Origin of the sequence: Psychromonas sp. SR45-3 (genome assembly GCF_014163575.1) — a bacterium.
Lineage (GTDB): Bacteria > Pseudomonadota > Gammaproteobacteria > Enterobacterales > Psychromonadaceae > Psychromonas > Psychromonas arctica.
Window position 1 is genome coordinate 25,659 of the sequence record NZ_JACJDP010000038.1, and the last position, 13,941, is coordinate 39,599.

The window sequence follows — 13,941 nt, forward strand, 5'->3', positions numbered from 1 at the left end:
CTTCCTCTTAGTTATATGTTTTCTGCAACTTCAATTGCATCTTTAAGTTCAATTCCGCCTAAACCTTTTAGATTTAAGTAGACGCTAGCAGTTCCACCGCCTAAGCTCACACTTTCTACATGCGCGTAGGAAGCCGTCGTTAATGCTTCACCTTTGCCATTTACCATGCCATTTGCAGCAAATGTATAGGTTCCAGCGGGCGCAGGATCCCCCTGTGAATCTAAACCATCCCAGTCAAAACGTTGATTACCCGCACCAACATCGCCTAAGGCCAGAGTACGGATGATATTACCCGTTTTATCGGTAATGGAGACCGAGGTATTATAAGCTCCGGTTGTCGTTGTTAACGAACCGGAAGCTGTACCACCTTCAGTTAAATAAGTTTGGTCGCTTGGTATTAATACTTTTTTACCCACTAATGATGAGGCTTCTAGTGCTTGGCTAGAGTTTAATACTTCTTTAATACCAGCAAATTCACTGCCCATGGTGGCAATCCCTTCGGCAGTAGTAAACGATGCCATTTGCGCAATCATTTCTGAGTTATCAACGGGAGAAAAAGGGTCTTGATAAGCGAGCTGTTGAGATAATAAAGAGAAAAAATCTTCTTGGCTCAATTGCTGCTCTGCATCGATTTCAGAGTTTGCATTAACCTGTTCTTCGGTTAAAGGCTTTGTAAAATTAAATGATGATGAAGTGATAGTAGTCATCTATATATCCTTACGATTTGCCTAATTGCAATGTACGATTCAACATTTGCTTTGCCGCTTCTGCGATTTGCACGTTAGTTTGATATGAACGAGAAGCACTGATCATATTAGCCATCTCTTCCATCACATTGACATTGGAGTGATAAATAAAACCATTTTCATCGGCTTTAGGGTGATTAGGTGCATATTCCTGATTTAATTCAGCAGTACTTTCAACAATGCCCTGTACCTTGACACCAACACTACTGTCTAAACCACCCATTGCTCTATTTAACTCTGCAGCAAATACAGGGTGCCTCGCTTTATAGGTTTCGTCGATATTACTGCTAACACTGTTTGCATTAGCCAAGTTACTGGCGGTTGTATTTAAGCGTACAGATTGTGCACTCATGCCAGTTCCGGCTACATCTAATACTTTTAATAAACTCATAGTAGTTCCCCTGACATGCTATTATTGGCCTTTGATCGCAGTGCGAAGCCCTGATATTTTACTATTTAAAAAATCTAAACTGGCTTGGTATTCCAAACTATTTTTCATAAACAAATTACGTTCAACTTCTAAATCAACTGTATTACCATCACCCGTATCAGGCTGATTTGTATTACGGAATAACAGACCATTTTGAGCCATTGAAGTTGAGAAGCCTAAATTATGAGCGCTATTGGTACGGTTAAGTGAAACACCTGCACCAGACTTTGCAGCATTGAGTGCGTCTTTAAAGTTAATATCTTTTGCTTTGTAATTAGGTGTATCAGCATTTGAGATATTAGAAGCTAAAATTTCAGTACGACGTGATCGAATACCTAACGTGTGCTGATGCATACCTAATGCTTTTTCAAAGTTAATCGCCATAATTTTCTCCTTTGTTATTACAAATGCAAAGCATGTGCCAAAAAGAAATATTAAAGACAATTAATTAATAAAAAATTAAAACTGTAAGTATTTAATAGTAAAAACAGGAGGATTGAGTGGTTTAACCGATATTAAAGAAGATAGAAAGGTTACATGAGCCCCTTTATTAGCGAATAAAAACGTGAATAATAGAGTTGAATTAATAGACTTGACGCTTTTATAGTAAAGAGGCAAAAACTGCCTCTCTACCAAAAAAGTGGCAAATAAAGACTTACTTGCTTTTTAATTTATAAATAATACCAGGATTACAACGTACCATTTCAAATCGGTCAGTTAATCCATTTAATGACTCAGAAGCACCTAGAATAAGGTATCCACCTGGGTTTAAAGCAGTTGCAAACTGATTCAATATTTTTGATTTCACGTCGTTAGCAAAATAGATAAGTACGTTACGGCAAAAAATGATATCAAACTTACCTAACGAACCGTAGCTATCCAATAAATTTAAGCTTTTAAAAGAAGTCAAAGTTTTGACCTCAGGTTTAATTTGCATTTTATTTCCGTCACTGCCTACAGGCACAAAAAACTGATTTTTACGCGTATCTGATAAGCCTCGGGATAGTGCTAAGTTATCATATTCTGCAGCTTTACATTGTGCCAACATCGAATCAGAAATATCAGTACCAATAATTTGTACACTTAAGTTGCTACTAGGTTTACTCTTTTTATACTCTAAAGCCGTCATTGCAATAGAGTAAGCTTCTTGACCAGACGAACTAGCCGATGACCAGATTTTTATATTCTTTTTCGTTTCAAGAAACTCAGGAAATAATTTACTGGTTAATAACTCAAAAGGGTATCGATCTCTAAACCATAGGGTTTCATTGGTCGTCATCGCATCAATAACCATAGTGCGTAATTGACGATTTCGAATACCCATTGCTTGCTCTATCAGTTCAGTTAAGCTTTCCAGTTTAAACTCAGTCACTAATGGCAATAAACGACTTTTAACAAGGTACTGCTTGTTATCGCCCAACACAATGCCACATTGTACTTCTAAAAAACTAGCAAACTGCTTATAGGTGGTATCAGAAATAGTTCTCACTAATTATTACTCGCTTTTAATTGTTGTATAGAGGGCATGGCAAACTTTAAAATATTAACCATCAAGGCCAATGAAAAATAATAGCTGACAAAATAATTATCAGCTATTTCAAATGAAACAGTTTTAACGTGTTTTGCTCAGAAAATATTATTTTACACCCAAATTAATAACTTTCTGCACTGCTGACGCTAATTCATCAGGATTGAATTTGGCGATAAAATCATCAGCCCCCACTTTCTCAACCATCGCTTGATTAAAGACACCACTTAATGAAGTATGCAATATAATATGCAAGTCTTTCAAGTCAGGGTGAGACTTTACTTCAGCAGTTAAGGTATATCCATCCATTTCTGGCATTTCTACATCTGAAATCATCAATGCATATTTTTCAATCACGGGCTGTGTCTTAGCGACTTCTTTTAAGAAATTCAACGCTTCTTTACCATCCTTAACAAGGTCACACTCAATACCAAGCGCGGAAAGAGCACGTTGAATTTGTTTACGTGCAACTGACGAGTCATCTGCCACTAAAATACGTTTATTCTTCATCTCTTCCATCGGCAACTGGGCGATCACTTCCGCCGTAACTTCGGTATCGACAGGCGCAATTTCATCTAGAATTTTTTCAACATCTAAAATTTCTACAAGAGATCCATCAATTTCAGTAACCGCTGTTAAGTAATTGTAACGACCAACACCATTTGGTGGTGGTAGAATGTTTTCCCAGTTGATATTAATAATACGCTCAACCGACCCCACTAAAAAACCTTGGATGGAGCGGTTGTATTCTGTAATGATAATAAATCTATCCTGAATATCTTGTATTGCACGTCCCCCCGTTGCAAGATTCATATCAATAATAGAAATTGTCTGACCTCGCACATGGGCGATACCGCGAATAGCGGGATGCAATTTAGGTAAAGCAGTAAGTGGGGGGCACTGTAAGACTTCTCTTACTTTGAATACGTTAATACCATAACGTTGAATACCACCTAACTTAAAAAGCAGTAACTCAAGTCTATTTTGACCTACCAACTGAGTACGTTGATTAACCGAGTCTAAAACACCTGCCATATTCTGTTCCTTTTTGTTATGGTTGCTAGCTATGATTATTTTTTATAAAAATACTATAATCTTTAATAATGCATCAGCAATATAAAAATTCACTTACACGAGGTGAGCAAATTGATTCGATTTATTTTAATTGCCCTAAGTCTAGGCACTTCTTACAGTTTTGCAGACTCTAATTACTCAAAAGAGATAGAAAAATTTGCAGAGGCTCTAGTTTTTGATAAATATCAACAAAGTTTTGAACTAACGGGCGAAAAAAAACTTTATATCAAAGCGATTGAATTATCATCTCGACAAACTTTTGCCATTTGTACAGAGCCATTACAAGGACATATTGTAGGCGATAAAATCAAAAGAAAAACCGCCGTCAAAGTATCTTGCCTAGGAGAAAGTAAGTGGGACACTTATATTCGTGTCAAAGTACAAACTTTAATTCCATTAATTGTCACTCGACATTCTTTAAACAAAGGAGAAATGTTAAAAGATGACAATATTAAACGTATTTATAAAGCACAATCTCAAGTGCGAGGTAGTACGTTCAGCAGCACAGAATCGCTAACCGGTGTTCGCTTAAAAAGAAACGTATCATCAAAGAAAAGTATTCGCCACAAAGATATTTGTTACGTTTGCGAGAATGATAAAGTGACAATTACCGCAAACCAAAATGGCTTAGTAATAAAAGCCTCGGGTATTGCGTTAACTGATGGTAATATAGGCAGTACTGTAAGAGTGAAAAATGCACGTACACAACGTGTCGTTGTAGGTACTGTTTATGCACTCAAAGAAGTACATGTAACTTTTTAAAAAAGTCACCATTTTAGCTAAAGTTATCCATATTCCTGCCGATACCTTAACTATGTAGACTAATTGGAACACGATTATGAGTATAAACATCAACCGTCAAACGCCTCAGAGCAAGCTTTCTGTTGAGCAACATAAAACTCAAAAACAGAGTGAGACAAACGCCGCAGATAATAAAACGGCAGTTAGCTCAAGCAAGGACTCTGTACAATTGACTTCACAGGCATTAAATTTAAATAAAATGCAAACATCAAGTGAGTCCCAGGTAAATATGAAACGTGTAGAAACATTGAAAGCGGCGATATTAAACGGTGACTATAAAATTAATACTGAGCAGTTAGCGGAAAAGCTAGGTAAATTTGAAGCTGATTTTAGCAAAGCCTTTTCAAGCTAATACATACACTTAAAAGAATAAAAAATGCTAACAAAACAACTATCAGAGCTATCAGAAACAATTCAAGCATTACATGATTTGCTTGATGAAGAGAAAAACTGTTTAAAAGAAAAGTCATTTGTAGGACTTAACACTTTGTTGTTTAACAAACAGAAGTTATTACAAAATATTAATAGCTATAACAAGCAGATCAGTACGCCAGAAAATTTAACTATTATCCAGCAAGATCCTGAACTTGTGACGCTACAAGGTGAAATTCAAACTAACCTACAGCTTTGCCAAAAAAATAATGCAATTAACGGTCGGTTAATAGAATTAAGCATGAAAAGTAACAAGCATTTGATGCAAATACTGACACAAGCCAAAGGTAAAAACAGTGTCACTTACGATCAAAAAGGATTGCTCAGTGGCGGAAGTTTATTAGGTAAAAATATTGAAGCGTAATATAAGTATCTAGCTCTCTCTTAGTTAATCAAAGCCCACTCTAATTAAACACTCCAAGTCTCCCTGAACTAGCTATTCTAAACATCACTTTGCTAAGCGTGCAATATAATAGCCGATGTAAAAATCACTTCGCAACACAGGCCTAAACGATAACGCTAAGTTTAATTAATGATTCTAAGATTAATTAGTAACGCCCCTTAGACCTCAATTAAAACAATCAACCAGATTTGACAATAAAGCGAACCACCACCTTTCAACATACGTCTATCATAAAGTTTCTATAATTTCGCTTTAAAACTAATAATAAACTTGGCTTTGCACTTTGATCACCGCTTCATTATCTGCAAATTCAGCATCTTTTAAGAATGGGAGAGTTTTCATATTAAGCCCTAACTCAGTAATGTACAAATCATCTTCATGATACGTCCGAAGCACTTTAGCACCTCTCACTAAACCTTTAACCTTTCCTTTTATGCCATTACTTTGTAGCTGATATTCCTTCACACTATTTTCAGACGTTAACATAACACCATAGACCTGCTCTGCTAATTCTTTATAGGCTTCTAACTTAGAAGCTTTGATTGCATTAAGCATTTTAATATCATCCGTAGCGCCCTTCTGTGCATCCATTGTCGCGTACCCTACTGCGACAAATTCATATTCTTCAACAGCTTCTGTAGGCATAGTATTGAGACTACAGGCAGATAAAAATAACACAGCGACCGATATCGGTAATATTGTGATTAAACGGCTATAGTAATTTTTTATGAGCATTATAGGCTCCTTTTTCATAAGTAATTAGAAAAGGTCATTTGCCCCTTCCTCAGCTGATTTAACATTGATGCTTTAATATTGACGCTTTATCATTGATGCATTAATTAAAGCAATAAGCATACCTATATTAATAAAGTAATAGATTAATAAATAATACCGATAATCAGGTTTATAGATATCAGAAGTAATCGGCAAAAAAAAACAGACCGAAGTCTGCTTATAACAATGCTGGCACATTGCTTTTATTCCACTAAACGAACCAATGCATTACTTTCATTACGCTGGCTATTGCGAGAGATAAACTGTTTAGGACGATAGTCATAGCGACCACCTACAAATATATTATGTGGGATAAAGGCGCTACTTGTTGACTCAACAACACTACTGGCGGCGTTTACTATACGTACATTTACAATCACACCTTCTTCGTTACGAGACATAGTTCCTGTGAGTATACGAGTAACATCTACATTATTATTTAGTTTTTTCCAGTTCCTAGAGATAGCAAACTCACCATCTTCAGTGACTTGAATATTACCTGTTAATTTAAAATCTATAACACGTAGCTTTCTAATATGTAATTCATGAATGAATTGTTCTGAAATAGTTTGACCTAACCAACTCGTATTTTGGTGATTATTCAAATCAACTAATGAAGTTAATGCAATCGCCGAATTTTGGAATTGATATTCGTAATTATAAAGTAACTGATCTGCCATTTTACTGACAACTTCAGACAATATGAGTGATTTTTTGCCATTGAAGGTATACAAATGACCATACCCATTGGAATCCGTTTGAACGTCAGCTTGGTCACTGCCTTCGCTATCAGGTCTATTGTTACTATATGAGTGAGCAACATAATAATAAAGGTAATCTTCACTCGCACGTCTTTCCTGCTCTATTTGCTGTAATCGAGCTTGTTCTTTAATTTCAACCTCATCAGCAGAGGGAGTTGCCGCAGTAGAGCAACCTTGCAACATAAGAAGTAATGTAGAAATAACAAATAGCGTTTTCATGAAAGCCTGCCTCGATAAGAAATTTTTATACTAAATAAGTTATCGGTTAAACTTCAAAAAACTTTAATACAAATTTATTAAAAAGGATTATCAAACAGGTAAATGTAAAGTTGGTTTATATTTTGCTTATCAATAGATAGCCATAAGATAAAGCAACATTAAAGCGCTTTATGAAAATATATGGCAACACTTTTAATTACCTTAGCAAGCAGGCGAGAATGTCATGAAAAAAGTTGTCTTTATTTTATTACTAATATCATCTATTAATGCCTCTGCACAATGGTTTCAAGCAAGTGCGAATGCCTCCATTATAAATGATGATATTGGACAGGCTCGTGAGCAAGCAATTAAAAAAGCTGTAAAAGATGCCTTATTATTTTCCGGAGGAGCAATATCGAGTTTGCAGCAAGTAAATCAAGGGGTTTTAGTTGAAAATAAGTTAATTCTTAATTCTGGTGGTGAGATTAAAGCCTTAAAAATCATCGAAGAAACGCAAAAAAATAAATTATTAACCGTCAGCATTAAAGTCAATATCGTTGCAAGAGAGGAACAATGTATTGGCAGCCAATTTCCAAAATCAATCGTCATCAGTCGTTTTGCAATGAACGTACCGCAACATACAGTTGATGGTCAAATTTATGACTTACATAAAAAAGTAAGCGAAACTTTTTTTAATCAATTGTCTCTTAGTCCTAATTTATTCAATATTCGTCGCTATATCGACACGCCATTAAAATTAGGTGAAAAATATAATAATAGAAATTTAACAAATACATTAAGCAGTCTCTCCGCTCAAACAGATAGTCAATTTGTTATATTTGGGGAAGTTAATGATTTATCCGTTAAATTTGAAAGCAAAAATTCATTGACGTACTGGGTAAGTAATCCGGATCGACATTTTTATATGACCGTTTATCTATATGATGCATTTCAAGGGCAATTACTGTTCAGCAAGCAGTATCGCCAAAGTACGTCATGGCAATATGGTAAAGAAGAGTATGCAGATTTAAACAGTAAACAATTCTGGGATTATCAATATGGACAAGCTATTTTAACTAGCTTAGCCCAGGCCAATACAGATATATCACAACATATACAGTGCGTCATTCCTAAAGCTCGGGTGATAGCAGTGACCAGTGATAGCGTACAAATAAACTTAGGTATAAAAAATGGTCTACAGCCGGGAACAATCATTGAACTCGCTTACGCAAGTAATTTTAAAGATCAATTTGGTATCGAGAGACAATCAGCAACTACCTCTGCACAAGCAATGAAGGTAGTTGAAGTTTATGCTGATAGTGCAGTACTGAGCACTTTAGATGAATATCCCTTAAGTAATATTCAAATCAATGATATTGCTACTATTAAATCAATACAGTAATTATGTATAATGAACGCGTATTAGATAAGTACTAACTTATATAATATAATCAATATATTAGTCTCTCTATAGCTCAACAGGATAGAGCACCCGCCTCCTAAGCGGATGATCGGGGTTCGAGTCCCTGTGGGGAGACCATTGATACTAATCTTACTTTCTGCAAATATACCAATATAATAGTTCCCATGCCCTCTTATTGTTCATTGTAATATGTCATAGATAAGGCCTTAAAAAATGAATCAATCCCATTTATCAAAATAGATAATCAATAATCAGCAATACCCATAGAAATATTCTACATATAAAACAACAGCTTACATATACATTTATTTTCCATTATTTTTTGTTAGGTCACATATTTGTACTATAATGAATCGTTACTCAATGAAAGTGCAGAGGGAACATGGAATCAAATAGACAAAAAAGTTTATTAGCTCATCAGAATAATATCTTATCCAAGATAGCATTAGGAGAGTCTCTCAATGATATTTTTGATGATATTTGTTTAGCGATTGAAGATATTATTGATGATAAATCTGCGAAATGTTCCATTTTATCACTCAATGCCGATCGGCTATTCCATTGTGCAGCTCCAAGTATGGATCCAAAATATTCTGAAATAATAAACGGAATAAAAATTGGTGATGCAGTCGGGTCATGTGGTACTGCTGCATACCGGAATTCACGAATTATCGCAGAGAACATCGAAACATCCCTGTTATGGCAAGACTTTAAAGAAATAGCGATCCAATTTAATCTTAAGTCATGCTGGTCTACTCCTATCACCTCTTCACAATCAATCGTGCTTGGGTCATTTGCTATTTATCATGACCACCCTAAAACACCTTCAAAAAAAGACTTAGAGTTGATTGATTATTTTGTGAATTTTTCAAGTATTGCATTAGAGAAATTACAACACTCAAGTAAAGTAGAAAAATTAATTAATGATCTCGAGGTCAGCAACAAAAAACTTAATGCATTTACCAAGGTCATGCCAGATCCAGCTCTGATTTTAAATGAGGATGGTCTCTATCTAGATGTTTATGGCTCATCTGAAGATTTACTTGCCTATTCGGTAGATAAATTAATTAATAAAAATGTAAATGATATTTTACCTAAAAAGTACGCAGCCCCTATTATGGCCATAATCAAAAAAACACTTTCCAGCAATGAAGTTCAAGTATTTGAGTACGAGCTTGAAGTGAAAAAAGGAATTGTAATTTTTGAAGGGAGAACGACCCCTATTATTTATGACCAACCAGGTGCGCCACCTCAAAAGCATGTACTTTGGGTGACAAGAGATATTACCCTTCGTAAAAAAGCAGAAAAAGAAATAGAAAAATTAGCTTACTATGACCCACTTACTAACCTACCAAACAGACGATTACTCACAGAACGACTCACACGCTGTGTTGAAAGAATAAAACGTACGCATAAAGCCGGAGCTTTATTATTTTTAGATATAGATAACTTTAAAAGAATTAATGACTCATTAGGTCACAGTGCAGGTGATGAACTGTTAATTGAGATGGCAAGAAGATTAGGTTCTGTGGTACGTGCCGCTGATACTTTAGCAAGAATTGGAGGTGATGAGTTTGTTATTTTACTTGAATATATTGGTGAAAATAATAAGCATGCCACTAACGAAGCCGCTATAGTCGCACAAAAATTACAACAAGTATTTTATGATAAATTTCAAATTGGAGCCTTAGCTTTTCAGGTAAGTGGCAGTATTGGAATTTGTTTGATTGAAAACGCCAACTCAAACGTAGAAAATATTTTAAAGTTTGCAGACACCGCCATGTATCGAGCTAAAGTAAAAGGAGGAAACAGTTATAGTTTCTATGATTCTCGTTTGCAAACATTGCTTGAAAAACAAACAAAGTTAGAAACCGATATTATTAGGGCAATCGACAACAATGAGTTTTGCGCTTACTTTCAACCACAAGTAGATATTGCAGGGTTAATAACAGGTGGCGAAGCGTTGATCCGTTGGAAGCACCCTATTAAAGGACTTATCGCTCCCAATGAATTCATTCCTATTGCAGAGCAATTTGGTTTGATTCAAAAACTACAAAATATAGTTTTACAAGATATATGTTGCTTAATTAACCAATTGGTCGATAACAATGTTGTCGATGACACATTCAATCTTTCAATTAATATCAGTCAAAATCAATTTAACTCCTCAACCTTGAAAACCGAACTACTTAGCATTGTTAATAAGTTTAATGTTCACCCCTCTAGAATTAAGTTAGAAATAACAGAATCTATGTTGGCTCATGATCCTCTACATACAGTGCAACAAATGGAAGAGTTAAAAGCAATAGGGTTTACTTTCTCAATTGATGATTTTGGCACAGGGTATTCTTGTTTATCACATTTACATGCATATCCAGTTAAAGAGTTAAAAGTAGATAAAAGCTTTATTGATAACATTTCAGATCATGCCTCAGGTTTAAGTATTGTTGAAGCAATTATCAATTTGGCTAAAAATTTAGACATAACGGTGGTTGCAGAGGGAGTCGAAACACAACAACAATTCAACATCTTAAAAGCGATGCATATTGATGCTATACAAGGTTACCTAATTGCTAAGCCGATGCCTTTTGAGCACTATTTAAAATGGCACAAACAATACTTAATTTCCCCAGAATGTTTTAGTAACTAATTAAATATTTAGTAGATTTTATAGCATAATTCTAAGGAGCAAGCATATAAATCTCCTTCATTAGTCATACTTAAAAGATTGTTAATATTTATTTATATCACCTTAAAAATAAAAAATAGGAGCCCCCTTCCTTACCATAGATAATATGTTTGAAATAAAGAGTAGCAGCCAAGAATTTTCTAGTCATATCGTAATACATTAAATAACCGTTTAACTTCACATTGCTGACTATTTTTTAAGCATTAACTAACCTGAGTCAATAATAAAAAACTAACTGTACCTATAATTTACAAAAATATTTAAAGTGAGAATGATTAATGAGTAAAGAAAGGTTATTTGGCGAACATGAAATACTGCTATCTACGACAGATTTAGATAGCCATATAAAATATGCAAATAAAAATTTTTGCGATATAGCAGGTTACTCATTAGCAGAGTTACAAGGTAATCCTCATAATATGATCCGTCATCCAGATATGCCTCCCGCAGCATTTAAAAATCTATGGCAATTTATACAATCAGGTCAATCATGGATGGGGCCAGTAAAAAACTTATGCGCTAATGGAGATTATTATTGGGTTAATGCATTTGTTACCCCAATAAGAGATGAGCAAGGTAAAGTATATGAGTATCAATCGATAAGAACGAAACCTGACCGTGAAGTTGTTGATAGGGCGGAGCAAGTCTACAAAAAAATAAATCAGGGTAAATTACCTTGGCAATTAAAATTTAGTGTTGATCTCACTTTTTGGTTTCAACTATTTATAACGGTTTCATTGTTATATTCATTATGGATTGCTGCTTTCACCCAACTTAATTTATTACTTAGTTTACCAATGGTATTAATTTCACTGGTATTCAATATTGTTTTTTTTAGCTGGCGTTTAAAATTTAAAAAATTAATAAAACAAGCCAAATCTGTTTTTGACAACCCGTTAATGAGCTTTATCTATTCCGGTAATAATAATGTAATCAGTGCGATTACACTTGCTTTAGAAATGCGAGAAGCAGAACTTAAAGCGGTGGTTGGAAGAGTATGTGATGTATCAGATACTCTTTCAGAAATGGCGAATGAATCATCTCAATCTGGACTAGATATTTCAGCTATTCTATCTCAGCAAAATAATGAAACAGAGCAAGTCGCTACCGCGGTGAATGAGATGTCCACGACAATACAAGACCTAGCTTTAGTTATTGATAGTGCTGCACAAGCATCTAAAACAGGGTTAGAACTTAGCCATCATGGTCAGAAGATGGTTCAGAGTAATATTAATGCTAATAATAATTTATCCGTACAGTTAGGCGAGGTGGATCAAGCGATTAATCGCTTAGTTAATGCGTCTAAGTCAATTGAAGCTGTCTTAAATGAAATTAGTAGTATTGCAGATCAAACTAATTTACTTGCACTGAATGCTGCTATTGAAGCAGCACGAGCAGGCGATCAAGGTAGAGGTTTCTCAGTTGTTGCTGATGAGGTCCGCGCTTTAGCAATTCGTACTCAACAGTCAACCAATGAAGTGAATTCATTATTGATGCAATTAAATTTAGAGTCTAACTTTGCAAATAAAGCCATGAAAAAAGGCTCAGAACTCTCTGATAATTGTGTACAGCTTTCTGCCGAAACTGGCAATTCGTTAGACAAAATAATATTGGAAGTCGGTGAATTAACGAACCTTAATATTCAGATAGCCACTGCAATAGAAGAGCAGTCTTTAGTTTCTGAGGATATTAATCGTAACATCACAGCAATTGCAGATATGGCGAGGGTCACAGAAGAACACGGTAAAAAATCTATTTCTTTATCAAAAAAGCTGCAGAATAAATTAAGAGAGCAACAAGCATTAGTGACGCAATTTATTTAATTAGATTTAATGAACAAAGTTAACCAGTGGCGCTATTTTAAATTATGCGCTTGGCGATCAATGAACAATGTTTGTTAACCTTGCCTGTCGGCAAACTACCAGGGCACACAGAGCTTAGCTCGCTCATTAAACGATGCTACCGAATCATTCGGCCCTGTCTATCGCACTAAAGGATGGCCACTACGTGGCGCTTTATTTATCCCCAGCTCAAGCAGGGCATCACCACCATAAGCCCTAATCGAAAAAATCCCTGCTGACATAAGCCAAAAGGGATTGTTCTGAATACTATGCAAGCTTGGCGATGGGTGGACATTGCTCATGCCCCATCACTATCGCGATATTCGCCCTACTGCCGCACTGAAGGATGGCCACTGCGTGGCATTTTGTTTATCCCCTGCTCAAGCAGGACATCACCACCAAAAGCCCTAAACGAAAAAAAACCTGCTGACATAAGTCAACAGGGATTATTCTGAATACTATGCAAGCTTGGCGATGGGAGGAGATTGCTCATGACCCATCGCTATCGCGATATCACCAGGGCACACAGAGCTTAGCCCGCTCATAAGACGATGCTGACCGCATCATTCCCCCCTATCTGTCGCACTGAAGGATGGCCACTGCGTTGCTACCCGTCACCTTTCCATGTTCAAGTAGGTCGTTATTCAAAAGCCCTAAACGAAAAAAACCCTGTAGACAGAGTCTACAGGTTTTTTTCTGAATACTATGCCAGCTTGGCGATGGAACGGTCGTCGCAGAGCTCCTCCGCTCGTCAACCTTGCCTGTCGGCAAACTCGCCCTACTTTCTGCCTAGCTCATAAATCAACACAATTAAAAAAGCCCCACCGGAACTAACCAGTGG

The 13,941-nt window shown here is 35.8% G+C and carries 13 protein-coding genes and 1 tRNA gene; 7 read left to right on the plus strand and 7 right to left on the minus strand.

All coding sequences use genetic code 11. From position 1 onward, the window contains the following. Positions 1–11 precede the first annotated feature (11 nt). From H5084_RS15955 to H5084_RS15975, 5 genes are all read right to left on the minus strand, one after another. A complete protein-coding gene (locus tag H5084_RS15955; protein WP_028868533.1) occupies positions 12–707 on the minus strand; it encodes a flagellar hook assembly protein FlgD in 696 nt (231 codons plus the stop codon). Between the two features lie 10 nt (positions 708–717). Further along, on the minus strand, positions 718–1,137 hold the full coding sequence (gene flgC, locus H5084_RS15960) for a flagellar basal body rod protein FlgC (RefSeq protein ID WP_028868534.1): 420 nt from the start codon (positions 1,135–1,137) through the stop codon (positions 718–720). A gap of 21 nt (positions 1,138–1,158) precedes the next feature. Next, positions 1,159–1,560: a flagellar basal body rod protein FlgB gene (gene flgB, locus H5084_RS15965; protein ID WP_028868535.1), complete on the minus strand. Its 402-nt coding sequence runs from the start codon at positions 1,558–1,560 to the stop codon at positions 1,159–1,161. A gap of 271 nt (positions 1,561–1,831) precedes the next feature. Then, on the minus strand, positions 1,832–2,665 hold the full coding sequence (locus H5084_RS15970) for a protein-glutamate O-methyltransferase CheR (RefSeq protein ID WP_028868536.1): 834 nt from the start codon (positions 2,663–2,665) through the stop codon (positions 1,832–1,834). A 147-nt stretch (positions 2,666–2,812) separates the two neighbouring features. Continuing rightward, positions 2,813–3,739, minus strand: coding sequence for a chemotaxis protein CheV (locus tag H5084_RS15975; RefSeq protein ID WP_028868537.1), 927 nt, complete (start codon positions 3,737–3,739; stop codon positions 2,813–2,815). Positions 3,740–3,841: 102 nt separating this feature from the next. Between H5084_RS15975 and flgA the strand changes: the two genes are divergently transcribed. The 3 genes from flgA (at position 3,842) to flgN (ending at position 5,375) form a co-directional block, all read left to right on the plus strand. Next, entirely contained in the window at positions 3,842–4,540 is a 699-nt protein-coding gene (flgA, locus tag H5084_RS15980) for a flagellar basal body P-ring formation chaperone FlgA (RefSeq protein ID WP_245600397.1), read from the plus strand. 76 nt (positions 4,541–4,616) lie between these two features. After that, entirely contained in the window at positions 4,617–4,931 is a 315-nt protein-coding gene (gene flgM / locus H5084_RS15985) for a flagellar biosynthesis anti-sigma factor FlgM (protein WP_028868539.1), read from the plus strand. A 24-nt stretch (positions 4,932–4,955) separates the two neighbouring features. Then, on the plus strand, positions 4,956–5,375 hold the full coding sequence (flgN, locus tag H5084_RS15990) for a flagellar protein FlgN (RefSeq protein ID WP_028868540.1): 420 nt from the start codon (positions 4,956–4,958) through the stop codon (positions 5,373–5,375). A 297-nt stretch (positions 5,376–5,672) separates the two neighbouring features. Here flgN and H5084_RS15995 read toward each other — a convergent pair whose 3' ends face one another. Both H5084_RS15995 and H5084_RS16000 read right to left on the minus strand, forming a co-directional pair. Beyond that, complete coding sequence (locus H5084_RS15995; protein ID WP_051369108.1) at positions 5,673–6,149, minus strand: LPP20 family lipoprotein; 477 nt, start codon at positions 6,147–6,149, stop codon at positions 5,673–5,675. A 242-nt stretch (positions 6,150–6,391) separates the two neighbouring features. Then, positions 6,392–7,168 (minus strand): FlgO family outer membrane protein, encoded by a 777-nt coding sequence (locus H5084_RS16000; RefSeq protein WP_028868542.1) that lies wholly within the window; start codon positions 7,166–7,168, stop codon positions 6,392–6,394. Positions 7,169–7,391: 223 nt separating this feature from the next. On the opposite strand from H5084_RS16000, the gene H5084_RS16005 reads away from it, so the two are divergent. The 4 genes from H5084_RS16005 to H5084_RS16020 all read left to right on the plus strand — a co-directional run bounded on the left by H5084_RS16005 (position 7,392) and on the right by H5084_RS16020 (position 13,082). Then, the gene (locus H5084_RS16005) at positions 7,392–8,549 is read left to right on the plus strand and encodes a flagellar assembly protein T N-terminal domain-containing protein (RefSeq protein ID WP_028868543.1); all 1,158 of its coding nucleotides are present in this window, start codon (positions 7,392–7,394) and stop codon (positions 8,547–8,549) included. Positions 8,550–8,611: 62 nt separating this feature from the next. After that, a tRNA-Arg gene (locus H5084_RS16010) sits at positions 8,612–8,687 on the plus strand. A 265-nt stretch (positions 8,688–8,952) separates the two neighbouring features. Then, complete coding sequence (locus H5084_RS16015) at positions 8,953–11,220, plus strand: EAL domain-containing protein (protein ID WP_028868544.1); 2,268 nt, start codon at positions 8,953–8,955, stop codon at positions 11,218–11,220. Between the two features lie 317 nt (positions 11,221–11,537). Beyond that, positions 11,538–13,082 (plus strand): PAS domain-containing methyl-accepting chemotaxis protein, encoded by a 1,545-nt coding sequence (locus tag H5084_RS16020; RefSeq protein ID WP_182691456.1) that lies wholly within the window; start codon positions 11,538–11,540, stop codon positions 13,080–13,082. Positions 13,083–13,941 lie beyond the last annotated feature (859 nt).